The following is a 21422-nucleotide window of genomic DNA, read 5'->3' as shown; positions in this document are numbered from 1 at the left end:
ATGCGCAGATTGAAGGCCGTCCATCAGTTCCTTGTGTGTGAGCACATAGCAGCCGCCAGCCTGTTCGCACCTCGCAGCGACTGCGCCAGGTACGACGCGGCCAGTGAAGTGGTAAAACTGCTGCATGGTGATCGGCTGGCTGTATGCCGCGCCTGCGATAGCGATAAGGGCTAGAGTTCGCATCACTGGCCCGCCCTCTGGTGGGCGCGCTGGGCGGCCCGGTACGCCTTTAGCGCTTGCTTGTAACTGGCCTTCGCTTCCTTTTTGGTGCTGGCCCACTGACCTTCTACGTCACGCCAAGCGTTGTAGCCGTACCCAGACATACGGTACATGCGGTATTCCAGCGTGTTGCGTGGCCCATAGTCGCGATAGCCGCGAGTCTCGAACCTTGGCAGACGGCCTCCGCAAAGCCACTCTCCGAACGAAAAGCCTGAATCGGCATCGAGCCATTGGTGGTGCTGGCTTTGGATCTTGGGCGGCACTGGAGCTGGCAGCTGCTCAATCGCAAGTGCGCGACCCGCCTCAGAAGCCCGAAAAACGATGTCTTCGGGGTCGCAGAAAGCTGGCGTGCGTGTGCGGATCATCAGTCCCATGCTTTCAAGCGCCTCCAAATCCGGCATGTCAAAATGCCCGGAGCCAGCCACGAAGTGGTTGCGGTGTCCCTCGCGCTGCTCTGGTCTCATGCCGAGGGTGTGATGCAGCAATGCCACTTGCTGTGCAGTTGCTTGCGACATCACGCCTCCTTTGCGGCATTGCCGCCTTCCTGGGCTGCAGCCAGCAAATCATCGTGCGATGGTCCGACCAGCTTGCAAGCGTCTCCACCCAGGTAGGTGATGACTTGCCGCCAGGTGTCATCCAGGCTGCGGCGGTGAATGTTCACCATTGGGCGATTGCGCACCTCGTCATTCCAGCGCTGCACAGCCCAATCCAGCGCATCAGCGGGCTTGGTCTGGGCTGCAGCCATGGCGGCGTCGAGAGAGGCGTCGAGTGTTTCGCGCGACTCATGCTGATAGTGGTATGTCCACCCATCCCGAAGGTAGCGATACCGCGCCGCATCCAGCGCATCAGCGGGCTGGGCCTGGGGCAGTGGCGAGAAGCTGGGTTTGGCCGCCTGTCGCGCGCGGATGCTGTCAACGTTGGACCAGATGCGGGCTAGCTCCGATTCGCCCGCCTGGTGCATGTCCAAGCCATTGGCCAGGCACAGAGCGGCCAAGGTGACCATCACGCCGCCTACCTCCTGCGCGGGTTCGCCCCATGGGCGGCCATACACATAGTCGACCAGCTGGTGCGCCTCGCTCTGCGTCCAGCCGGTGGACTGCACCAGCTCCAGTGCCTCCTCCAGAAAGTGCTGGTTGCGTTTCTTGCGATCGGCAGCATGCTCGACGCCAAAGCATTCCATCATCCAGGGCTGCACGCGCTGCTGGAAAGCGGGCTGGGCCTGGGGTGCTGTGTAAAGGTGGTAGTTTCCTGGCGCTAGCTTTACAAGGGCATCCCGATTGAGCGAGGCACTGTACCCGCGACCCTCGAAAATCTCTACCTCGGCCACCGGCTCGGCCTGCACCTCTGCCTTTAATGCGAAGTAGCGTTCCAGCCATTTTTTCAGGCGCCCCATCATGATCGTTGGGCCGTAAGCTACATCCTCGTGGTATTGACCCTCATAAGTGATAGTGCAGGGAACCCAGCCATCAGGAAGCGTCCGGGCCAGGTCACCTGCCGAGGAATCCTCGGTAGCTGGAAGGGCTGGGGTAGCGGCAAGGGCGGTACGCAACCCTTCGAGCGGCATCCCTGGCTCTGTCGCTGCATCAAGGACCGCTTCCGCCGCTGATTCAGTGCAATCGGTTCGCCCGGCGAAACCGAGTATCAGCATCGCCAATCCTCGGCGCATCTTGTCCCATTCAGGCACAGCCACTGCTGCGGGCGCTGCCTGTGCTTCCAGAGCCCGGACCGCGATCCGTTGCATATTTGCTGCATCCATATTCATCAGCAAGTTTGTGACGGGATATGCTGCGATGGTGCGTAGTGCTATGAGGAGCTGATGTGCAGCCTCCTCGGCAGTCTTGGAGGGAGCGCGGGCGTTCCATTGCGCAACCAGCAGAGGTAGTGGATCGTCGCCGCATGCGTAGCGCAGGTTGGTAGTGGCGCCGCAGGACTTGCACTCCACGAAGTAGCCGCCACTGTTGTCGGCAGGGCTCTCGTTTTGCACTGCAGCTGTTGCGCCGCAGAACGGGCAGGGCAGGAGGGTAGCGGAAGAGTTGTTTTCAGCCATGTTGGGCTCCAGAAATGGAAATGCCCGCTCAGGGCGGGCTATGGTAGGTGGTCGCTGTAAGTCGCGTGACCTGATAACTTCTCAGTTGGGCTCAGAGGCCGGATGCATGCGTTTAAGTAGATGCACCCAAAGCACTGAACCCAATGTTTTTGCAGCAAACTGACCCAAAACAATCAGAGGCAGCAGACTTCCAAAGGCGATGACCGGAAAAACCAGTGAATCCACGGCTGCTCCGGCCAGATTGCTTTTGTGAGCCCGCTTGGTCCAAGTCCCTCGGGACTTTGCGAACACCATCCAATCGACGGCTCCAGCCAGGAAGAAGGCCGCAGCCCCCGCGATGGCGATCCGCCCTGCATCGTGCGAGATCAGCCAAGATGCAGCAGCGGTCCCTGCTATCAACAGCAGCATCTGCCACCAGCGAAGCCGCGTATGCAGAAGGTCTCGCAGTGCCAGGTCAAGCCCAATCAGCACGAAAGCATTCAGCGGTGTCACCCACGGCCCGAAGGTAGCTGCGCTGAGATTGGCGAGTAGTAGCGCGCCGGCATAGATGAAGATTGCGAAAGCTGTCACAGAAGTGTTCCTTGTTCAATAGCCGGCTCTGCGGGTGCACAGATCCAGCGGGTAGGTGCGTTTTGGGATTCAATTCGAGCGCGCATTACGACGGCACGGGCCTCCTTGGTCGGTGGGGAGTAAGAGCCGCGCCAGGCCTGGTCAATACCGATATTCCGCCCGATGTTTGTGCTGTCTGCAGAGGCGAATGGCAAGTGCTTAAAGACCAAGGGGTTGAGCATGCGCAAACCGTGAAGCTTTACCCCTGGTCGGCCTTGTTCGTCGCAGACCACTGACATGGCTTTGCCAATACGTCCCCACCACAGTGCATTGCCAACGGTGGCAAACTCGCCCGAGCTGCCAATGCACACGCGCGGCCAGTCGCTCGCCAGCCGCTCAAGCCGCTGCAGGCTTTCGTGCATGTGCCACACTGGAGCGCCAAAGAATCGCCCCAATGGCCACTCATTCAAAAGCGCATCGTTGTCAGCCTCCCCGCCCTCAATCACATCTGGGATCACCGCGAAGTCGCAGGATGGGATCTTCTTTGCATCGGCCGCCCAGTCGTAAAAGCCCCGCCAGTCAGCTACCGGCCTACCCTGTTTCCAGGCGGTAAATGCGCCGTTATCCACGGCGAACGACTGGCACACACTGGCAGCCAGCCCCAAATTTCTCGGTTCTGCAAAAGACACAAAGCCGTGTCCTGCCTGCAGCACCTGCGCGGCGGCAGTCTCCGGCGTTATTGGCAGCCCGTGGTAATGAATCATTCCAGTATCTCTGCTCAAAAGAAGAGCCCGCCTCGATTGCTCAGGGCGGGCTGTGAATAGGGGCCCACTGGGGGGCGGTGGTTAGCCAGGGAGTCGCTTTTGTTCCGGGGGAATCCCGGATCAAGTACGGGCGTCGAGCTTGTCCTTGATGGCGTCGGATTGCTTGTTGTACTCGAGCTGACCCATCATGTCGGTCATTGCGTCACGCAGCTCGCGGCGGGTGCACATCTTTTGCATCTGGTTCGCCAAGGTCAGTGCGGTCATGACAACGCCGTGCTGCTCATTTGTCATCGACCATGAGCCCGTGGCGATGCCTATCTCTCGCACTTCTCTCATTACAAGGCGGCCCGCGTGAAGATCACTCCATCCTTCATTGAAATGGTTGTCGTTCAGGATGAGAGCAAAATTGATGCGCCCCATAACTGAATTCCAAATATCACGATCCGCAGTCCCGTCCAGAAACGTATTCGCGCCCTGAGTTGGGGCCAGCATCATCCACGTCTCTTCCTCTGCGCTGAAGCGCATGTTGACCGGCATCTGGATGTGCCCAGCACCACGGCGCGGAGGCTTGGCCCGCCTGGCGGCCCGGCGCTGCTCTCGGTTCATCATCACTTCCATGGCTACCTCCGGTATGCCAGCTCTTTGCCGTCGTAGGGTAGGCCGCGCACGGTGGCATTGCAAACAGGCGCCTTGTCGCTCAGCACGCTCACATGGCGCTGAATCTTGACAACCTTGGGCATGACGATCTTCGCGCCAGGTTTGAAGCTGATAGAACCGCCTCCGAGCTTCTCGCCCAGCTTGTCCCGCCCGCACGGCTTGGGCAACAGAGCCATACGGCTGGCAGCCGTGGATTTGGCGACTCCCAGCTCTGCAGCAACCTGCCTGGCAGAAAGCCCCTTCTTGCGCATCTCTATGAGGCGCTTTTCCATCTCTGGTGTGAATTGTTTGGCCATAAGAAAACCGCCTCTTGGGCGGTCCTGGGTTAGATCACTGAACACAGACGGAGGCTGCGGCGCATAGGGTCGATGAATGGGATGCTGTCATCTTCCATGTCATCGAACCCACCACCACCCTGTCGAGGTGCCGGAGCTGGTCGCGGAGCCGGTGCAGCGCGCTGGCTGCCTTGGCTATCGCCGCCAGATTGCTTGCCGCCTTGCAGGGCAACGTCATTGACGCGAATGTCGTAGTACTTCTTTCCCTCGTACTCGCGCTCAGTCACATTCCCGGTCACTGTGACGCTATTGCCTTTGGTGAGGTACTGCGCGAGTTTCTCGCCGCGCTCACCCCACAGTTGGCAGTTCCACCAGATGGTGCCCTTGTCGCGTCCTTGGTCGTCTGCCACGCTGAACGATGCGACAGACTTGCCTCCGCTGGTGTGGCGGATTTCGGCATCTTTGCCGATTCGGCCTGCGATTGTGATTACGTTCATTTCGTCCTTTCGTCCCTCCGGCCTTCCCGGAGGGTGTTGGTTATGCCGCGTTCTTGTAGTTGCGGATCAGGTCGACTGTTCGATGCACCTCTTGGGAAAACTCCTCAATGGCGCGTTGAAGCTTCTCAATGAACGCTTCATCCCTTGGGATGCGTCGAACAATCAACCGTGCGTTCTCTGGGAAATCGGGGTGGTAGCTGACAAAGTCCCACCATTGGCGACCCGTGACCCACATGCACCCCTGAATCTGGGCTGTGTAGGCTGAGGGCTCGCGGGTCAGCTCTAGGTACTCGGCGTGGGTCTTTGCTCTGGGGCACTTGATTTCCACACCGCCATCCGCGTCAATCAGGCCATCAGGCGAGACACCAGCGGGTAGGGTGTCGTGCAGACAGAAGCCCACTTCCTCCACGAAGTCGCCTGTCAGGGCTTCATACTCGGCGCGGGCGACGGGCTCGCGCTCAGTGCCGATTTCCATGTCCTGGCTGGTGTATGTCTCGGCAGCCTTCCCTGAGATGATTTCCAGGGCCAGCTGGGTGGCATAGGCCTTTCTGGTCAAGCCCTTGCCCCCTGCCAAGACATCAGCGAATCGGCTGCCGGTGGCCTTGCCTAGCCTGGCTGCATACCAATCGTCAGTTCTCTGCGCTGCTTCGCATATCTTCATGCTTTGCCTCCACATCGGTAATCTGAGCGTCAGCGGTAGCTGCGACGTTTTTCAGCGTGATGTGATGCCCCGCTAGCAATTGGCGGTCGGTGGCGGACAGGGATTTCCAGAAGTGCTTGTAGACCTCGGTCCCTTTCTTCGCTGCAGCGTCTGCTTTCTCCAGCAATGCGGGCGGTGCCTCTGCTGCAGGGGCAGGAGCTGGAGTTGCCGATGTTGCAAGTCCTTCACCGCCTTCTGTGTTCAGGTGGTGGATGGCTTGGTCCAGGCGCTCAGACTTGGGCCAGTACTTGTAGGCACGCTTGACGACAGTCTTCTTGGCCATCTCGCCGTAATCCGTGTCCCAGGGCGAAGTCTTACCCGCCTTGACTGACTCGGAGCGATTCTTGATGGCGTCAATGTCGGCCTTGCTCATGCAGGTGGTGAGGTAGTCGCCGGTATGCGTCTTGACCACCACATAGGCTCCGACGACCTCGCCGCGATCCTGAGAGAACGGGTTGTAGGAGTGGGTCGGCGGCTTGTCGAAGCCGTTCAGCGCGAAGGCGTCACCAGCACAAACCAGCTCGGCCTGCGCCCACATGATGGAGCCGGAGTCGATCGCAAGATCAATGAGGCCCATGTAACTGATGTCTAGGCAGACCTTCCCCTTTCTGGGGACAAGGTAGGCCTGTTTCTTCGCTGGGTTCAGGCTGATGCCGATGGCAGCGATGTTCGTTACCGCGTTGACCACTGATTGGCGGTCACCTGCTGCCAGCTTGGCGATGTAGTCGCCAGAAGTCAGGATCTGGATGGCAAAGCCTGCCTCGCGTTCAAAGTTGAGCGAGTGGTCGGCCAGCGCCCCGTGGAAGCTGGATTCAGCCCCATAGACGTAGTTGGTGATGGCTTGGATGGCGCTCATAGTGCGTCCTTAAACAATCGCGCCCGCACGAAGAGCGGCCGCAAAAAAAGAAAGCGCCGTTATGGCGCTCCAGAGGAATGCGTGGAAGAGGGTTCTCAAGGCTTGGACTCTCCAGCCGCCTTTTCCAGCGCTGCACGGCGCTTGTTGATGTTGGCCTGCTTCTTATCCAGAGCGGCCTGCTGATCACGGAGGCGCTGGTTGCCGGCGTAGATCGCGGCGGCCTTGCAGAAATAAATAGAGTCAACATGAACCAGCTTGTGCTTCTCAGTTCTGTGCCATTCCTTCTGCTCGTCACCAAAGCCATACGGGCTCACAAACTTTTCTTGCTTTGGCGTAAAGCTGGGCATCAGCACCCAGCCGGTGTATGGGAAAGTCATTTCTTCTCCTGCAGCGCTTGTAGGCGCCGGTACTTAGTAAAGGTCTTGCGGATGTCGGTTTTGAGGGCCGGCACGTAGCGGCTGGGCTTCTGGCCTCGCTCGGGGCACAGTGCTCGGGTTGGCATGGTCAGCATGGGGGTGGTGGTCATAGCTGCAAAACCCTCACTTTCATTGGACTGCCGTCGTCTTGGGACAGCACAAATTCCCAAGCCTTCCAAATGTCGGCAAGCTCTTGTTCGTGGATCGTTCCGTTGATCGAGATGGAGTAGCGCTTCATGATTGCTTCTCCTTTTGGAGAGCGCGGTCTGATGCCTCATTCAGAAGTTTTACTGCCTCTCGTGCAGTGGCCAGCGTTTTCCATGGATGGATCTCTCCTTTCCAGGCTATGAGTTTGTACAACCGCTCGCCCGGCTTTTTCTCAGATAGGCCATAGCCCACCAAAGGAGCGCCTGGCTTGCTGATGTCATTCCAAGGGGTGACGCGATAGCGAGCGCCAGGCTTTGCATGTTTTGCTATTTCCATCTCACACCTCCTTGTGTTTGGCGAGAGCGGCGCGGGCGGCGTGAATGAACTCACATGCTCGAACATTTCCCTCGTCTATGGTTCCGGTCGGGTCGGTTACACCGTTTGAAAAGTCTCCATGGAATTCACACATCTCTGTAATTCCACGCAAGGCATCCACCAACTCATTTATGCGGGCATCCTTTTCCCTCACCGCTTCCAGCAGCTCCCGAGGGCTCAGGCCGCACTCGTGGAAAACGGTTCCGGCTTCGGCGATCAGGCGGGCGTTGTCTTCCTTCTCGTCGCGCCGACTGTTCAAGCTGGCAACAGTCCAAGATTTTGGTCGGCCATCAGGGTACTCCCCATCATCAGTGACTACGCATTGGCTCCACTCGTCACCTAGGCGGTAGCGCCAAGGCCCTGGCGTAGGTTTCAGCTTCTCACTCGTCATCTTCAATCCCCTCAATCTCGTTGCAAAGGCGCAGCAGGCGATCGCCTGAGCAGCACCGGATGCGGTTAAGCGTTTCTCCGCCGTCGCGGGCTTCTTCAAGCAACTGGGCCAGTTGGTCGCGCACCTTGAAGAACTTGTCGACCAGTTCCATGTGCACCGACATCGGCACGGGCGGATCGTCGTAGTCCGGCTCCATCGCATCCCAAGCGGCCTGCCCGCGAGCTAGGCGCCTCATGTTGGACAAGTCACTCATGGTTGCTCCCAAATAAAAAGGCCCGCTCAGGGCGGGCAAATCCAGCGTGGTAGTGCTGGAGTGTGTTTGTGGTGCGTCATGAAGGATTTGAACCCTCAACCTACTGACTAGAATTCAGCTGCTCTATCCAGTTGAGCTAATGACGCGGTATTTGTGAATAGATTGGCCAGGGTTGGCTGCATTTATGAATATGGGCAGGCTTCTACTGAAGCTCTGCATCAATGCCTGCTGCAATGTCCCGCATAAGTTGCTCGCGTGCACCCTGCATCTGGCTCGCATCGGTCACTGCAAATCGCTTGCTGCTTACTGAGAAGAATCTGCCATCAACGTTAACGTTGACCTTTATGCAGCGATCGCCCTTGTTTTTCTGGGCTCGCTCAACTGGAGCAGGCGGGGCGTAGCATCTGTTATCCGCCACCGGCTCGCCATCGGCGCTGAGGAGTTGCGACTTCAAATCTGCAAAGTCCTTGCCTCTCTCCCGCGTAGACCGATTGAGCCAGGCGCCAGTGGTTGGCCAGAATTCAAACGGTGTGGGCACGTTGGTGGTGAAGAAGCTGACACCATCCTTTGTTGAGTATTCGACGCCGAAACCAGTCAACTCTTTGAGCCTGCTTTCTTTGTCACGCTCCTTGCTTTTTCTCATGGGGACCATATGCATTCCTTTGAATAGGGGATGGTGGCCGGGCGCGACATGCTTATCCCCGGACGCTTAGCAAGTCCACCATCAAGGGAGACGACTGGATGACCGGCTTCGGAGGCGCCTCCTATCCGTGTCGCTCAGTACGTCGAGAACATCCACCATTGGCTGCGCAAGCCGCTGGTTGTCGTCTCTCTTGATGGCCCTCTTTCGAGGAGTACCCAAAGCATCAAATCATCTGATCTGATGCTCTTGGGGTGCTTTACTCCGCTTGCTCGTAGGCGGTGGCACGCTCTTCTGGCGGCAGGTCGAAGAAGTTCTCAACCCCGCCCCGGTCGGATGCTTTGCGCATTGCTTCTGCGCGCTCATCCGCCGGACGATCCCAGAATCCGTTGTTGCTATCCATCATCATCCTTCCGCGCCTGTGCGCATAAATTGAAAACGCCCTGAGTAGGGCGCTTGAGGGTTAGTCATCCACCAGGGCTAGGATTTCATTCACGTCACCTGAAATGTCTGTGAACGCCTCTAGTTCCTCCGGATCGACGTATCCGTGATCGCTTTCGTGGGCGTAATCGCCTTGAATCAGAACGCGGTCCCCTGCCCAACTGCCAATCAATTCATGCTTTGGCGCATCGCCGCCGCCGCGCCCGTTGCTGTTTGCCAGAAGAAGGAAAAGGGCGGTAGACGTTGACTTCATATGGCCAACTTGCTCGAGTAACTTGAGCCCGTTATCAATGCGGTGCGGGTGGATGAATTCGCGCTTGTCTAGGTTGTAGACCTTGTGGTACTGACCCATGGTTCTCTCCTTTGAAAAAGCAAAAGGCGCCTCGGTTGAAGCGCCTTGTGATTTCCCTCTGATGTCGCCCAGAGGGGAGCGCCGATTGCTCGGGGTCGTGTACGTATAGGCTTCACTGCTTGCGTTACGGGTTCGCCACTCCCTAGTACCCCGTGCGCTCTGTACGCTTCCTTTGCCCGGGTAACTCGCCTATCGGCAACTCCGAGAGACTGCTCGGCCAGGTGGCAGCCGGGTTTTCCGGCTTATGCATCTCGCATGTTTGCTCCTTCGCAGCACTGAGCTGCTATTGGCTACCGGGAACCCGTCCCGGCGGCGTCTGCGTTTTTAGCTCTCGCTGGGTGCAATTCCCAGCGCGCGACGTTGAAAGCGTCTATGTGCGTCGAAGCTGTTGAGGCTAAGGCGGCCTGGCTGAGTTGCTCCATCGTCAGCGCCCATGCGCTCGATCCCCGGACTCACATCCGCTACACACCGGTTCACCCGGCACCTGCGTTGATCACTTACCGTGAACAAGACGGAGGCTGCGCAATCGCTAACCACCCATCGCCTGGTGCAACTAGCTGCGCTCCACTGGAGCTAGACCTTCCTCTTGCATCGAGTCGGTTCAGGGGCCGGATCGCTACCCCTTCGGTCGTTTCGCGTTCGTTGCTGCGATGGGTGTACTGTAGCAAATGCTACTGATCTATGCAAGTAGCAAATGCTACATGTTTCTTTTTTTTTGATATGGGCTGTAGCAACAGCACATCAAATACGAGGATTCGAGGGGGCGGAGCATCTTGCTGCTGCGGCTTCATGGCCACCCGGGCAACAAAAAACCGCCCTGAGGCGGTTGGTTGGCTACTTGCCACTCCCTTCCATCTTCCGTCGGAGGCCCTCGCGGAAAAGGTGGCCACCGATCTCGGCTAAGGAGAACATCTCTTCCTCCGAGATGCTCCCCTCGATCTCGGCCATGAACTGCGCGAGGAGCACCATCGCTGCATCTGGGTCGCAGGGGATGCCCAACTCGTCCATGCGCTCGGCCTGCAGGCGGAAGGTCTCGATATAGGGGTCTACTGAATTGGTCATGGATGCCTCCTTCTGCGATGCTACAGCGCAGGCAAAAGAAAAGCCACCCGGAGGTGGCTTGGGCATTTCACTGGGTGTTAAAAAACCCGCGCTTTGAACTGCACCCCAAAAGTTGGACATCAATCCAACCTTTGGGGTGTTTTTCATGGCGAAGTACGACGAGAGTTACAAGCTGGAAGTTGTCCAGGGCTACGTGCAGGGGCAGCATGGGTTCAGAGCACTGGCCCATGCTCACGGTCTCGACCAAGCGACAGTGCGACGTTGGGTAAAGAGCTACCAGCAGCATGGCCTATCAGGGTTGCGCAAGAAGTTCAGTCGCTACAGCGCTGACTTCAAACTGGCAGTGTTGCAGCGGATGTGGCGAGATGATCTGTCTGCACGAGAGACGATTACCTTGTTTGATATCCGGGGTGGCACGGGTGTCATCAGCGCCTGGGAGCTGCAATATCACGACGGTGGGCCGCAAGCACTTGCACCCCGGCCAAGAGGACGCTCCAAGAAGATGCCAAACCCACCCACAGCCAAGCCCGCACAGGCACAAGCAGTTATGTCTGCGGACGACACGCGTTCGCACGCAGATTTGCTCAAAGAGGTGAAGTACCTGCGCGCGGAGGTGGCGTACCTAAAAAAATTGGAGGCCTTGGTTCAGGCGAAAAAACAAGCTGCGCAGAAAAAGCGCGGATAGTGCTTGAGCTAAGGCCAGATCACGACCTCAAGGACTTGCTGCGGGCAGGTAAGCTGGCGCGCAGCACCTTCTATTACCAGGCTCAAGTGCACAGGAGAGGCGACAAATACGCTGAGCTCAAGGCTCAGATCCGATCTGTCTACGAGCTTCACAAAGGACGCTATGGCTATCGGCGTATTGCGCTTGAACTCAAGCGCAATGGCTGTCATGTGAACCACAAGAGCGTGCAGCGCCTGATGCAGGTAATGGGGATGAAGTCCCTGGTTCGGCCCAAGAAATATCGCTCCTATCGCGCCGGGCAGCACGCGGACGTGGCCAATGTGTTGCAGCGCCAGTTCATGGCCGAGCAGCCTAACCAGAAATGGGTGACGGACGTGACAGAGTTCAACGTCTTGGGTAAAAAGCTATACCTGTCGCCTGTCATGGATCTATTCAATGGCGAGGTGGTGAGCTATCAGATGAATACGCAACCGCGCTTGAAGATGGTGGGTGACATGTTGCGCAAGGCGCTAGGCAAGCTGGGCAGGGAGGAAAAACCATTGCTGCATTCCGACCAGGGCTGGCAGTACCAAAGTCGTGCCTATCGCCGCTTGCTGGCCGATCATGGCCTGGTGCAAAGCATGTCACGTCGGGGCAATTGCTTGGATAACGCAGCGATGGAGAGCTTCTTCGGAACCTTGAAGTCCGAGTTCTTCCACCTCAACAAGTTCAGCAGTGTGGCGCAGCTTCAAGAAGGTCTTCACCACTACATCCATTACTACAATCACCAACGCATCAAGCTAAAACTAAAAGGCCTGAGTCCGGTGCAATACCGGATTCAGGCCTTCAGTCCCTAGCTTCCAACTGTCCAACTTCTTGGGGTCAGTTCACTTAGCGGGTTTGAAGTCGGGGGATAGAGGCTCTTACGCGGAGCGCTTAAACCGAGGTTTATTTGCTGGCAGAGCTTGTTTTGTTTTTGGTGGGCTCAATTGCAGTATTTTGTCCAGGGCGGGCAATGCTGCTGGATCCCTGGCCTTAAAGTAGATAGCAGCGTGTCGCGGCATCCATACTTCGGCCATCAGGCGACGGAATGCCCCAAGGTAATCTACTGGGTACAGGTTTGCTTGCACTTCACGGCCGTCAGGAAACGTGTGCGTGTATTTTTCCAAGGCATCCGTATTCACGCCGTGCTCATCGCGCAGGTGCTTGCACAACAACTTCGCATGTGAGATATCGGGCATGCACTTCTCTGGCAGGCGGTAACCATTAGCCTCCATCGGGCCGACCAGAAAGTTAGTCATTTCCTGTAGCACGGAAAAGGATCCGAGCGGGATTTTGTTCTGGTTGAGCAAGTGCCGCTCCAGGTGGTATGGGAGCTTGGTGGGTGCTCCTTTGCCACTCATCCAGTCGAACACCCACTTGGATACTTGTACGGCGAATTGAGGCGATAGCCACTGAGCTAGATGAATCGCTACTTGTGGATGAATCCAAGTGCCTTGGGTCACGTTTGCGCCCCTAAGCACTTGAATTAGTTTAGATATCGGAATTCCGACATCCGCTGATAGCGCCTCCAAGAAGTCATCCGTGCCATCGTTTTCACGATAGTGGCCGAATTTCTTTCCAGCCGCTTTGCACATGGCGGTGGCATTGATGTAGCCATCCACCGCGCGCTGCTCCACTATGGAGTTCTGAACCTGATGGCTGATGAGGGTGAGAGAGTATTGATGAGTTTGCATGTTGTGCCCTTCAAGCACGAGTGGCCATGCAGCCTCTGTTTACAAAAATATTGATGCACAGCAGTGCTCAACCCTGTATACTTGAGGCTGCAATAGAATGCAGAAGCGGTTCTTTCTAGGGATCCTCGCGACTGCTCTTGTTTGCTCAAAGTGATCGGCTATCCAGAAATGGATGGCCGTTTTGCTTTGTGCACTGCGTTAGGAGATTCTGTAAAAGATCCTCCTACACGGTACTCATGATAGCAGAGTCGCAACGCGCAAAATTGTGGTTAAGTTGCAGGTATAAATTTGTTCGCAAGTCTGTGGATAAGTTGAAAAACCATGGCTTTTCCGCGAACTTAGCTGGATTCCGAAATTTGAAAAATATGGTGCCTAATTTTTGAGCGTTTCGGAAATCCGAAACTACTTCTGCATACTGAGCATACATCCAGTTGTTCTATTTTTATATTGCGGGATCGCATTCCGTAATATGGATGCCATCGCGCATCTCGAACTTCTTTACTCAAAAGTGCAAAACGCTGATCAATGACGGGCCATCCTCCTTTTAGATTAAGCACGCCCTCCATCCCCCTCAGCCTGCACCCCACATCACAAGTCAGGCAACGTCGTCCACTTCTGCCTGCTTCCTGCCGCGCGGGATCTCGTAGTGTTGACCTGGAAAGAACGCCCGCTCAATCTCACGAAGCCTGTTCACACCGAGACCCTTGATCTTGAGAAGCGCTGCCGGCTCCACCGCCTTCAGCTGCTCAGGAGTCGTGATTCCAGCCCTCAGCAAGGCCATGACTGTGGAAGGGTCGAGGGCGCCATTAAGAGATGAGCCGCGGATGTGTCGCACTGGTGAATAGATCCGTGCTGGTGTGAACGACTTATCTGGGAAGAACGCTTTCTCAATCGTTCGGAAGCGGTACATGCCCAGGCCCCACATCTTCACAAGCTGATGCGGATAGGCCATGCGCAGCGCTTCCACCGTATGAATCCCATTCCTTTCGAGAATACGCTTCACTCGGGGTTGAAGAACGTCACCCAGAGGTGTTTCGGGTTGCGGCGTGGTTGTGTCTTCATGCATGTTGCATGCATCATAAATTTGAATGCGGAGTCATCCTAGCTCCTGGACCCAGCTTGTGCCGACTCCCTATCTTCCCTCTGCAATTCCATGAGCGCGCGCCATAGAGCAGGGCGATACTTTGATTTCCCATCGAGGGCATCGTTCTTCAGATCGTCGCGGAAGTGAGGTACGTAGGACTGACCAGGGAAAAGAAGGGCTTCGATCTTTCTGAATGTTCGGGGGCCTATATCGGGCATTTGCAGCAGTTCTTCCGGGTAGAGCCGTCGTACCTCTTTCATGGTCGTAATGCCGTTTCTTGCCAGGGCCCTCCAAAGTCTTGGGGGCAAAATTTCCTTCAGCAATGCGCTTTCTTGATCGTGTGTTTCGTCGGTCATCCAATTCATGAATAAGATCATACAAATCAGAACTGACGAACACTTACAAGCCCATGTTTTTAGTTGTTTGCGCGACAGAATTGGAAAGAAGATGTAACGGATACCCATGAAAAAGCCCTCCGAAGAGGGCTGTCGATCAAGTCGATTTGCGCCGGCGCATGAGGCCCATGGATCCGGCAACCAGCCCAGAGAGCAGCAGCAGGCCGATGCCACCTATAGTAGGGACTGTCTGAGGGGCAGTCGGTGGAGGAGGCGCTGTCACCGTAAAGTCTTGTGTTTGAGTGCTACTTGTACCGGTGAGTGTTGCGGTCACAGAGTACTGACCAGCGGGCAAACTTGCACCTTGAATACTGTAGGTATTGTCGGGGTTCAGAGTAGCCTGAATGTTTTCGACGTACCCATTAGGACCAGTAACAACTAGGTCCACAGTGGTTGATGTGCCGGGGTTTGCAACTGATCCAGAGTACACAGGCTTGGTAAAGGCTGGCAATGTTCCGGGATTCGTCAAAGCCAAGCTTGAGGGTAGCTGGCCAGCAACCAGAAGTCCGTCAACCGCCAAACCGGATTGCTGACCATTGTCAGACCAATTGACCACTCCGATTTCAAGTCGGTAGGATCCTGCCGCAGGGACATTGTATGTAGCTTCAACCCAACCCGAGTAGCCACATCCTGCGTCGTAGCATGAACCCGTGCCGCCTCCAGCAGTCCCCAATGGAGACCAAGTCGGAGCGCCCGCAATGATCGGCACACTTGGCGGAGTGAGTGTTGCTTGGGGCGGAGGCATTCCGTTACCTGGCACTACCGATTCCACTGGATCTGTACGCGCTGTGAAAAGTAGCGCAACTTCATTACCAGATCCGTCTAGAAGTCTTGCCCAAGCGAAATCTGAAAAACCTGCCCCATCACTAGTGACATAGTTGAATTGAAAGCTAATGGGTGCACCGGCTGCAGGAACTGCAAAGAGTGGCGAAGTATAGGTTGCGCCGTTCCTGACTTCTGTGTTTGGCACGCCGGTGGGCAACTTGGTCAAGTCAAAATCACCAGAGCTCGAGCCATCGGCATTTATTTGAGTACTCACCCATGCGTAGCCAGTAGTACCTGCTACAGGAGCATCGGTGACTACACCGTCTGCCGTTGAAGTCCCACATCCAATCAGATTGCTGCATGTCCAGCCGGTGGTGTCGATTGCCCAAGATTGGACTGAGAAAACTAATCCGGCTGTAGCCAAAAGAGTCTTAACTTTCATTTTTTCTCCTGAGAGTTGAGCTCCAAATTGAAGCGAATGAACACACCCTTCAAAGTGGTGATTCAAGGCTTTGAACTGTTTGAAGGCAAGGCCCCTTGGACAGACCAGGCGACGAGGTTCACAATTTTCTATAAAGCAATAAATGTAAACAGATTGTTGCGAATTGTCTATCACTGAAACTAGTGACAGGGATATCCCGCAATCACAAACACTAGACGTAAAAAAGCCCGCGTCTGCGAGCTGCTGGGTGGGGTGGATGTTGCCCCCGCCGGCATCGCAGCGGGGGAGGGCTAAAGCACTCATTGCTTGGTTTCGCCTCGGCAGACCATCCCCGCTGCCTCTCCCATCCCAAGTACAACGTACTGCACCGGCTTACCCTTCTCGACAAAAGTCATGCCGAGAAATGGTTCATAGCCGCCATATGCACCATAACTATTTTTGGCATTCACAGACCCGCACAGGCGCCAAGCCCCAGCCGTTTCAGAGGGCGTCTGAGTGAGATCTTTGAATTTAGCGCTGTCCGCATCTTTCAGCGTGTCCTCAAATGCTTCCTTAAGCGCTTTTTGGTTGATGGCAGGCGGTTTCGCGGCGAAGGACGAACCGCCTATGAGCAAACACGCAACTAGCAAATAGAAATTTTTCACATCAACTCCAGTTATTTTTTAGCGAACAACCGACCGAGCGCGCCCTAGCACTGGCGGCATAGCGGTGGGGAGAGGGTGTCAGTCTTGTTTGGCTACTTCAGCGGGAGGAGTGGCATCCGGGACTTGAGGTGTGGATGCAACTTGGTCCGCTACAGCAATTTTATTTGCCGTCTCGCTGGGCTGCTTAGCTTGAAGTGTGGGTGTACCCATGCTGCATTTCTTGAGAATGGCAGCCTGCTGCAACGCATCATGTTCACCCTTTAGCTTTGCATACTCCGCCTCTTGTTGCTTCGTACCGCCCAGCGCGAAGAGGGCCGGCCAGAACAAAACAATTCCCACGCCAGTGATCGCTTTGTCATTCGAGGCGGCCTCGTCAAGTCTGCCGCTAAGCTGTGTAACCTTGCCTGATAGGCGTGCGTTCTCAGCAGTGATCTGATCGCAATCGTATGTGTTGTACTGCATTGGCGAGACATAAGACGCCGCAATATCCTTCGATGCAGTGGAGCAGCCCGTAAGGACCAGCCCCGCACAAACCACCCCAGACAAAATAGTTTTCATGTTGCACTCGTAACAAAAAACAACATTTTATAAGATGTTGTCTTACAGATCCTTACGCGCTCAACAGGCGTCAGTCATTGTCCGGACTTGTTCGCTTTCGTGAAGGCCTGAAGGGAAGTCTCCATGCAGATATCAAAGTGTTGCTTGGCTGCATTAGCAGGCGATACGGGAAGACTTCTAGCTTTTTCGAGCATGTCCCTAACCACAGGGCTTGAGTAATCCATATCAGGATAGGTGGGCGTTGCGTTCGGCCCGCCGTTGATCATGATCTTCGCAATGATCAATGCTTCTGCGTTGCATTTTGCCCCGTTGGCTGCCCCAAGCTCATAACCCATTTGAGTGGACACGGCCGCCGCATTGGTATTGTCAGATTTCCCACACGCTGAAAGTAGTGCTACACAAGCGGCTCCAATCACCAATATCTTCATATTCGCTCGCTTTGCTTATGGACGATCTCCCCGAGCAAAAACACTCCTTCATGGCATGCCTTGCGCGGATACAGGCGCTTGTCAGGATTATCTGAAGACAACCACCACTTACCCTCGTCACGCACTAAGCGCTTGATGACGAGCTCACCCTCATAGTTAACAGCGAAGACTGTGCCATCCATTGGCTCAGTCTGCTCCGTATTTACTACGACAGTATCGCCGTCGTACAAACCTGGTTCCATGCTCCCGTTCACTACAGTAGTCGCGAACAGCTTTTCAGGCCTGTAACCTTTGCTCTCGTACCAGCTGCGCTGGAAGACGATGGGCGGGGCGGAGCCATCCAAATATGACACGCTAAAACCCGATGCGCCGGCCGACAGCTTGAACACCACTCGCCGGATTGCAGGGAAATCTGGGTTGTTTTCTAGCGCTATCAAAGTTGGTCTGACGGCGTCATCTTCGGTGTCGAACCATCCCGTATAGCCTGGGATGTTGTGGACCGCCATCACGGTCTTTTCACTGATTACGCGCTCGCCACGCAACATTTGACCTACGTACGCGCCGTCTTTGTACCCAAGGCGACGCCCAAGCGCAGCGTTGCCCCCTTCCCGCTGGGCAAGGTCTGCCAAACGCTTAATGCGCCACTCCTGAAGCTCATGTTCATCCATGAGCCAGACAGTAGCAGATGCTTCAGTAGCAAAAGCTACTTGCGAAACTGTAGCAAATGCTATAGACTTTGTTTTCATGAAGCTATCCGAGTATTTCTTGAAGCCAAACGCCCTCAGCGTTGGGGAGTTGCGTGCGCGCATTAGTGCGAAGAGTGATGCCCAGGTTCGCCAATGGCGGGATGGCTATCAAAACCGCCGGCCAAGTCCTGCCTACGCAGTAGCGATCGAGCAAGCAACTGACGGGCAGGTCACTCGCAAAGACCTGTACCCAAGTGAGTGGGGCGCCATTTGGCCAGAACTCATCAAGAGCAAAAAGGAGGCTGCATGACTGCATCACACCTCCCACTGCCGATGGCATATGCAGACCCTGCATTTGATGCCTGCATCGCAGTGGCCTTGGACACCCCCGAACTCATCACTGAATTCGACCGCCTCTATGGCGCAGACCTGATGAGAGGCAAGGCTGCCGAGGGCGATATGCGCGTCTTCGTGAACTTCGTCCACCGCTGCTTGTATCTGGCATTGCCCGACGAATCCATCCATTCCATGCGCAGAGCGGCCATCGCTCTTGCTGCCTAACTGATTTCCAACCCCGTGTTTTTGTAGAGAGAGGAAGAACACACCATGTATGCAGACCCTGTCCACATTCGTTCCAAGCGCGTGAACCTGTCGCTGAACAGCACCGAGATGCGTGTTGTGGAAGCGATGGCTGAGCTGCACGGCGTACAGCCGTCCGTCTTCATCCGTGAATTGGCCATGGAGGCTTTGAAGCATTTGCATGGCTCCAAGTCTGCAACTGGTGCCGAGGAAAAGCGACGCGCTTATGCGTAACCGTTCAGGAACTCCCCAGTGCAACCAACCCATGACACCACATTTGCAGGCAATGACCTCTCCGCACTAGAAGCCGAAGCAGTTGAACAGGGCGTCACTGTTGACGAGCTAGTAACCGAACTGATCTCAGCAGAGATCCAGCGCAGATACCTGATCCCCAAGCTGTCTGCCGCTCCCGTCGTGCCGTTCCCAAAGCGGCGCACCCTCCCAAACACTTTTGCGTAACGGATTCGGTATGAATGCCTTCACCAAGCGTAACGAATCCCTCGCATCCCGGCTCACCAAGCCCCGGATCCTCAAGACAGTAGACCGCAACCCTCGCTACCACGGCTACTACATCGAAAGCGGGGCTCAGGCCCAGGCATCAACCCTCAAGACCCAACGAATTCTGAAAGGAGCCCTGCGATGAACAACGCCCGAGCAAGCGACCCAATCACCAGCGTCATCGCAGGCGAGCGCGCAGTCCTGTTTGCTCGCTACCACAACGTTCGCATCCTGGCTGCGCTGGACGACGAGAAGAGCCTGACGGCCGGAGAAATAGCCAGGATCACAGGCTTGTCGGTAGAGCAGGTCTGCCGCCGTCTGCCTGAGCTGCAGGCACGCGGCCAGGTGCAGGTTGTGCAGTTTGAAGGCGAAGACCTGCTGCGCAATGGGTATCGCGTCTGGGAGGCTGTATGACTGTCGGCACTCACAAAACAGCCGAGGTGTCCTATCAGGGCATAACGCTTGATCAATGCATTGCTCGAGAAGGGCGCGCAGTGGATGCGCTGAAGACTTTTGCACGCGACAACAGCGATCTCCTCCTGGCCATCTGGGGGTGGGGTGATGGTGGTGGCGGCGGCATTCTGGAAATCCTCGCGCAAGAGTTGGGCGCACAAACCGCGCTAGAGAAAGCCGCCTCGCGTCCCAAGCCTGCTTACGCCAAGGTTGTCATTCGTCCCGCGTTGCGCACCCAAGTTTTCGAGCGTGATGCCTATCGCTGCGTTACATGCGGCACTCACAAGAACCTGACTTGCGACCACAAGCACCCAGAGTCCAAAGGGGGAGCTACCACCCTGGAGAACCTGCAGACGATGTGCAAGTCTTGCAACTCTAAGAAGGGAGTCAAGGCGTGAGTCTTACTTCATCCCTGGCGAACGTTGGCCGTGCCATCGCCTACTACCCACAGCTCTCCAAGTTCTTTGGCAGCGTGAATGCATCCATCTTCTTCGCACAACTGCACTATTGGCAATCGCGCTCGGCAGAGGAAATGGGCGTTTTTAAAACTGCGGAAGAGTGGACTGAGGAAACCGGCCTCTCATACCGTGAGCAGGCTACAGCACGCAAGATCCTGACGGAGATGGGCGTTCTGATCGAGACCCACAAGCGCCTCCAGCACCGCGTCTACTACCGCCTGGATTTGGCCGCAGTCGACATTGCTTTTGACGCCTGGAACGTGCCGCAGTTCCCGAACGACGAAAGCGCAATCCGGGAAATGCACAAAGCGCATTTGGGCAACAGCGAAATGCGCAATCCGGGGCGTGCGGAAAACGCAGTTGGCGGAGCGACAGAAGCGCAATCCGTTAATAAAGAAAAGATTACTACAGAGATTACTGCAGAGAAGAAGACGCGCAAGCGCGCCTCGACCTTTGTTCTGCCGGACTGGATTGATCAAGCCCATTGGGATGCATGGCACTCCTGTGCCAAACGAAAAAACGCCACCGATGCACAAAAGCAGATGGCTGTTGAGAAGCTGGCCAAGTGGAAAGCAGAAGGCATCGACTACGCCCAAGCCCTGGAAAACGCAGCAATTGCTGGATGGCAAGGCCTGTTCGAGCCAAAGAATGGCGGCAATGCCCTGATCCAACATTCTGGAGTCCTGCAGCGCAGCGGCGAAACCGGCTACCAGCGCTCGATGCGCGAGCGGGCCCAAGAGGTCGTACCGTCCATTGCCCGGCAAGCTCCAGAAGCTTCGCCCACCGATTTTTTCAAGAACCAAGCCATTGAGGTCGCGGCTCGGCGCATTGAGCAGCCACAGAAACGAATTGGAGGCGGAGCATGAGCTTGCCGGCAGCATGGATCGACAAGATCTTCACGAAACTGACCCTGGCCTACGGCCGGGACTTCCTGGGCCGATGGGAGGGCATCGACCTGAACGCTGTGAAGTCCGACTGGGCGCATGAGCTGGCTGGGTTTGAACGCTTCCCAGAGGGCATCGCGCATGCGCTGACCCACCTGGACCCGGCCAAGCCGCCAACCGTCTTCCAGTTCCGCGACCTGGCACGCAAGAGCCCCCGAGCTGAGGACAAGCAACTGCCAGCGCCGGCCGCATCACCTGCCGTGGTTGCTGAGCAGCTAAAGCGACTTGCGCCCATGCTCAAGCGCCTCGAACCTCGCGCAGATAAGGCCTGGGCCCACACGATCCTGAACCGCGTGCGCGCCGGCGAGAAGCTGAACCCAACAACCGTTCGCTTTGCCCGTGAGGCAGTGGGCGACAACCAACCCCGGGAGGCCCAGTGACATGTGCAACCTGCAAACACTGGCAGCTGAAGGACTCGTCCGGCCAAACAACACCGATGGCAAAGCA

The 21422-nt window shown here is 56.3% G+C and carries 37 protein-coding genes and 1 tRNA gene; 10 read left to right on the top strand and 28 right to left on the bottom strand.

The genetic code is table 11. The annotated features are described in order from the left end of the window. Positions 1 to 182: 182 nt before the first annotated feature. From F0Q04_RS17850 to F0Q04_RS17765, 20 genes are all read right to left on the bottom strand, one after another. Positions 183 to 734, bottom strand: coding sequence for a hypothetical protein (locus F0Q04_RS17850; protein WP_182342700.1), 552 nt, complete (start codon positions 732 to 734; stop codon positions 183 to 185). Then, positions 734 to 2266, bottom strand: coding sequence for a Lar family restriction alleviation protein (locus F0Q04_RS17845; RefSeq protein WP_182342698.1), 1533 nt, complete (start codon positions 2264 to 2266; stop codon positions 734 to 736). Before F0Q04_RS17845 ends, F0Q04_RS17850 begins: the two co-directional genes overlap by 1 nt. A gap of 81 nt (positions 2267 to 2347) precedes the next feature. Continuing rightward, on the bottom strand, positions 2348 to 2836 hold the full coding sequence (locus tag F0Q04_RS17840) for a VUT family protein (protein WP_182342696.1): 489 nt from the start codon (positions 2834 to 2836) through the stop codon (positions 2348 to 2350). Next, positions 2833 to 3579, bottom strand: coding sequence for a hypothetical protein (locus F0Q04_RS17835; RefSeq protein WP_182342694.1), 747 nt, complete (start codon positions 3577 to 3579; stop codon positions 2833 to 2835). Before F0Q04_RS17835 ends, F0Q04_RS17840 begins: the two co-directional genes overlap by 4 nt. Before the next feature lie 120 nt (positions 3580 to 3699). Next, complete coding sequence (locus F0Q04_RS17830) at positions 3700 to 4197, bottom strand: hypothetical protein (RefSeq protein WP_182342692.1); 498 nt, start codon at positions 4195 to 4197, stop codon at positions 3700 to 3702. A 2-nt stretch (positions 4198 to 4199) separates the two neighbouring features. Beyond that, the gene (locus F0Q04_RS17825) at positions 4200 to 4532 is read right to left on the bottom strand and encodes a helix-turn-helix domain-containing protein (RefSeq protein ID WP_182342690.1); all 333 of its coding nucleotides are present in this window, start codon (positions 4530 to 4532) and stop codon (positions 4200 to 4202) included. Between the two features lie 29 nt (positions 4533 to 4561). Beyond that, the gene (locus tag F0Q04_RS17820; RefSeq protein WP_182342688.1) at positions 4562 to 5008 is read right to left on the bottom strand and encodes a single-stranded DNA-binding protein; all 447 of its coding nucleotides are present in this window, start codon (positions 5006 to 5008) and stop codon (positions 4562 to 4564) included. A gap of 40 nt (positions 5009 to 5048) precedes the next feature. Beyond that, a complete protein-coding gene (locus tag F0Q04_RS17815) occupies positions 5049 to 5669 on the bottom strand; it encodes a lambda exonuclease family protein (RefSeq protein ID WP_182342686.1) in 621 nt (206 codons plus the stop codon). Next, the gene (locus tag F0Q04_RS17810) at positions 5638 to 6564 is read right to left on the bottom strand and encodes a recombinase RecT (protein ID WP_182342684.1); all 927 of its coding nucleotides are present in this window, start codon (positions 6562 to 6564) and stop codon (positions 5638 to 5640) included. Before F0Q04_RS17810 ends, F0Q04_RS17815 begins: the two co-directional genes overlap by 32 nt. A gap of 95 nt (positions 6565 to 6659) precedes the next feature. Beyond that, positions 6660 to 6941, bottom strand: coding sequence for a hypothetical protein (locus F0Q04_RS17805; protein ID WP_182342682.1), 282 nt, complete (start codon positions 6939 to 6941; stop codon positions 6660 to 6662). Beyond that, a complete protein-coding gene (locus tag F0Q04_RS24220) occupies positions 6938 to 7066 on the bottom strand; it encodes a hypothetical protein (protein ID WP_269780249.1) in 129 nt (42 codons plus the stop codon). Before F0Q04_RS24220 ends, F0Q04_RS17805 begins: the two co-directional genes overlap by 4 nt. Positions 7067 to 7086: 20 nt before the next feature. Further along, positions 7087 to 7218, bottom strand: coding sequence for a hypothetical protein (locus F0Q04_RS24215; RefSeq protein ID WP_269780248.1), 132 nt, complete (start codon positions 7216 to 7218; stop codon positions 7087 to 7089). Further along, complete coding sequence (locus F0Q04_RS17800; RefSeq protein ID WP_182342680.1) at positions 7215 to 7463, bottom strand: hypothetical protein; 249 nt, start codon at positions 7461 to 7463, stop codon at positions 7215 to 7217. Before F0Q04_RS17800 ends, F0Q04_RS24215 begins: the two co-directional genes overlap by 4 nt. A 1-nt stretch (position 7464) precedes the next feature. Next, complete coding sequence (locus tag F0Q04_RS17795) at positions 7465 to 7893, bottom strand: hypothetical protein (protein ID WP_182342676.1); 429 nt, start codon at positions 7891 to 7893, stop codon at positions 7465 to 7467. Continuing rightward, positions 7883 to 8146 carry a hypothetical protein gene (locus F0Q04_RS17790; RefSeq protein WP_182342672.1) on the bottom strand — a complete coding sequence of 88 codons (264 nt, stop codon included), beginning with the start codon at positions 8144 to 8146 and terminating at the stop codon, positions 7883 to 7885. The genes F0Q04_RS17795 and F0Q04_RS17790 overlap by 11 nt, the downstream gene beginning before the upstream one ends. A 69-nt stretch (positions 8147 to 8215) precedes the next feature. Then, positions 8216 to 8292: transfer RNA gene (locus F0Q04_RS17785), tRNA-Arg, on the bottom strand. A gap of 56 nt (positions 8293 to 8348) precedes the next feature. Beyond that, positions 8349 to 8789: a hypothetical protein gene (locus tag F0Q04_RS17780; protein WP_182342669.1), complete on the bottom strand. Its 441-nt coding sequence runs from the start codon at positions 8787 to 8789 to the stop codon at positions 8349 to 8351. A gap of 256 nt (positions 8790 to 9045) precedes the next feature. After that, complete coding sequence (locus F0Q04_RS17775) at positions 9046 to 9189, bottom strand: hypothetical protein (protein ID WP_182342667.1); 144 nt, start codon at positions 9187 to 9189, stop codon at positions 9046 to 9048. 60 nt (positions 9190 to 9249) lie between these two features. Then, complete coding sequence (locus F0Q04_RS17770; RefSeq protein ID WP_182342664.1) at positions 9250 to 9579, bottom strand: hypothetical protein; 330 nt, start codon at positions 9577 to 9579, stop codon at positions 9250 to 9252. 834 nt (positions 9580 to 10413) lie between these two features. Next, the gene (locus F0Q04_RS17765; protein ID WP_182342662.1) at positions 10414 to 10641 is read right to left on the bottom strand and encodes a hypothetical protein; all 228 of its coding nucleotides are present in this window, start codon (positions 10639 to 10641) and stop codon (positions 10414 to 10416) included. Positions 10642 to 10786: 145 nt separating this feature from the next. Between F0Q04_RS17765 and F0Q04_RS17760 the strand changes: the two genes are divergently transcribed. Further along, a protein-coding gene (locus F0Q04_RS17760; protein WP_182345607.1) for an IS3 family transposase occupies positions 10787 to 12162 on the top strand; the annotation gives its coding sequence in 2 pieces (ribosomal slippage) (positions 10787 to 11276 and positions 11276 to 12162; 1377 coding nt in all). A 66-nt stretch (positions 12163 to 12228) separates the two neighbouring features. On the opposite strand, the gene F0Q04_RS17755 is transcribed toward F0Q04_RS17760, so the two are convergent. The 8 genes from F0Q04_RS17755 to F0Q04_RS17720 all read right to left on the bottom strand — a co-directional run bounded on the left by F0Q04_RS17755 (position 12229) and on the right by F0Q04_RS17720 (position 18025). Then, positions 12229 to 13041, bottom strand: coding sequence for a KilA-N domain-containing protein (locus F0Q04_RS17755; protein ID WP_182342659.1), 813 nt, complete (start codon positions 13039 to 13041; stop codon positions 12229 to 12231). Positions 13042 to 13636: 595 nt separating this feature from the next. Next, positions 13637 to 14107 carry a helix-hairpin-helix domain-containing protein gene (locus tag F0Q04_RS17750; protein ID WP_182342656.1) on the bottom strand — a complete coding sequence of 157 codons (471 nt, stop codon included), beginning with the start codon at positions 14105 to 14107 and terminating at the stop codon, positions 13637 to 13639. 35 nt (positions 14108 to 14142) lie between these two features. Then, positions 14143 to 14490, bottom strand: coding sequence for a helix-hairpin-helix domain-containing protein (locus F0Q04_RS17745; protein ID WP_182342653.1), 348 nt, complete (start codon positions 14488 to 14490; stop codon positions 14143 to 14145). A gap of 127 nt (positions 14491 to 14617) precedes the next feature. Further along, a complete protein-coding gene (locus F0Q04_RS17740; RefSeq protein WP_198424331.1) occupies positions 14618 to 15901 on the bottom strand; it encodes an NF038132 family protein in 1284 nt (427 codons plus the stop codon). A 125-nt stretch (positions 15902 to 16026) separates the two neighbouring features. Continuing rightward, positions 16027 to 16371 carry a hypothetical protein gene (locus tag F0Q04_RS17735; protein WP_182342650.1) on the bottom strand — a complete coding sequence of 115 codons (345 nt, stop codon included), beginning with the start codon at positions 16369 to 16371 and terminating at the stop codon, positions 16027 to 16029. Positions 16372 to 16449: 78 nt separating this feature from the next. Further along, positions 16450 to 16929, bottom strand: a complete 480-nt coding sequence (locus F0Q04_RS17730) for a hypothetical protein (RefSeq protein WP_198424330.1) — start codon at positions 16927 to 16929, stop codon at positions 16450 to 16452. 74 nt (positions 16930 to 17003) lie between these two features. Beyond that, positions 17004 to 17357: a hypothetical protein gene (locus F0Q04_RS17725; RefSeq protein WP_182342647.1), complete on the bottom strand. Its 354-nt coding sequence runs from the start codon at positions 17355 to 17357 to the stop codon at positions 17004 to 17006. After that, entirely contained in the window at positions 17354 to 18025 is a 672-nt protein-coding gene (locus F0Q04_RS17720) for a S24 family peptidase (RefSeq protein ID WP_182342644.1), read from the bottom strand. Before F0Q04_RS17720 ends, F0Q04_RS17725 begins: the two co-directional genes overlap by 4 nt. On the opposite strand from F0Q04_RS17720, the gene F0Q04_RS17715 reads away from it, so the two are divergent. The 9 genes from F0Q04_RS17715 to F0Q04_RS17675 are packed head-to-tail and all read left to right on the top strand — an operon-like array spanning position 18024 to position 21355. Further along, positions 18024 to 18353: a transcriptional regulator gene (locus F0Q04_RS17715; protein ID WP_232539391.1), complete on the top strand. Its 330-nt coding sequence runs from the start codon at positions 18024 to 18026 to the stop codon at positions 18351 to 18353. The two genes, F0Q04_RS17720 and F0Q04_RS17715, sit on opposite strands and share 2 nt — an antisense overlap. Beyond that, positions 18350 to 18604 (top strand): hypothetical protein, encoded by a 255-nt coding sequence (locus F0Q04_RS17710; RefSeq protein ID WP_182342641.1) that lies wholly within the window; start codon positions 18350 to 18352, stop codon positions 18602 to 18604. Before F0Q04_RS17715 ends, F0Q04_RS17710 begins: the two co-directional genes overlap by 4 nt. Before the next feature lie 45 nt (positions 18605 to 18649). Further along, positions 18650 to 18856 carry a hypothetical protein gene (locus tag F0Q04_RS17705; RefSeq protein ID WP_182342638.1) on the top strand — a complete coding sequence of 69 codons (207 nt, stop codon included), beginning with the start codon at positions 18650 to 18652 and terminating at the stop codon, positions 18854 to 18856. 18 nt (positions 18857 to 18874) lie between these two features. Next, complete coding sequence (locus tag F0Q04_RS17700; protein WP_133248025.1) at positions 18875 to 19081, top strand: hypothetical protein; 207 nt, start codon at positions 18875 to 18877, stop codon at positions 19079 to 19081. Between the two features lie 10 nt (positions 19082 to 19091). Then, a complete protein-coding gene (locus tag F0Q04_RS17695) occupies positions 19092 to 19265 on the top strand; it encodes a hypothetical protein (protein ID WP_182342635.1) in 174 nt (57 codons plus the stop codon). Then, complete coding sequence (locus F0Q04_RS17690; protein ID WP_182342632.1) at positions 19262 to 19534, top strand: winged helix-turn-helix transcriptional regulator; 273 nt, start codon at positions 19262 to 19264, stop codon at positions 19532 to 19534. Before F0Q04_RS17695 ends, F0Q04_RS17690 begins: the two co-directional genes overlap by 4 nt. Further along, entirely contained in the window at positions 19531 to 19971 is a 441-nt protein-coding gene (locus F0Q04_RS17685) for an HNH endonuclease (RefSeq protein ID WP_182342630.1), read from the top strand. Before F0Q04_RS17690 ends, F0Q04_RS17685 begins: the two co-directional genes overlap by 4 nt. Continuing rightward, positions 19968 to 20897: a hypothetical protein gene (locus tag F0Q04_RS17680; protein ID WP_182342628.1), complete on the top strand. Its 930-nt coding sequence runs from the start codon at positions 19968 to 19970 to the stop codon at positions 20895 to 20897. The genes F0Q04_RS17685 and F0Q04_RS17680 overlap by 4 nt, the downstream gene beginning before the upstream one ends. Continuing rightward, positions 20894 to 21355: a hypothetical protein gene (locus F0Q04_RS17675; RefSeq protein WP_182342626.1), complete on the top strand. Its 462-nt coding sequence runs from the start codon at positions 20894 to 20896 to the stop codon at positions 21353 to 21355. Before F0Q04_RS17680 ends, F0Q04_RS17675 begins: the two co-directional genes overlap by 4 nt. The last annotated feature ends 67 nt before the right edge of the window (positions 21356 to 21422 follow it).

It is taken from the genome of Comamonas koreensis (genome assembly GCF_014076495.1).
Lineage (GTDB): Bacteria > Pseudomonadota > Gammaproteobacteria > Burkholderiales > Burkholderiaceae_C > Comamonas > Comamonas squillarum.
This window is presented reverse-complemented; position numbering and strand designations above follow the sequence as displayed.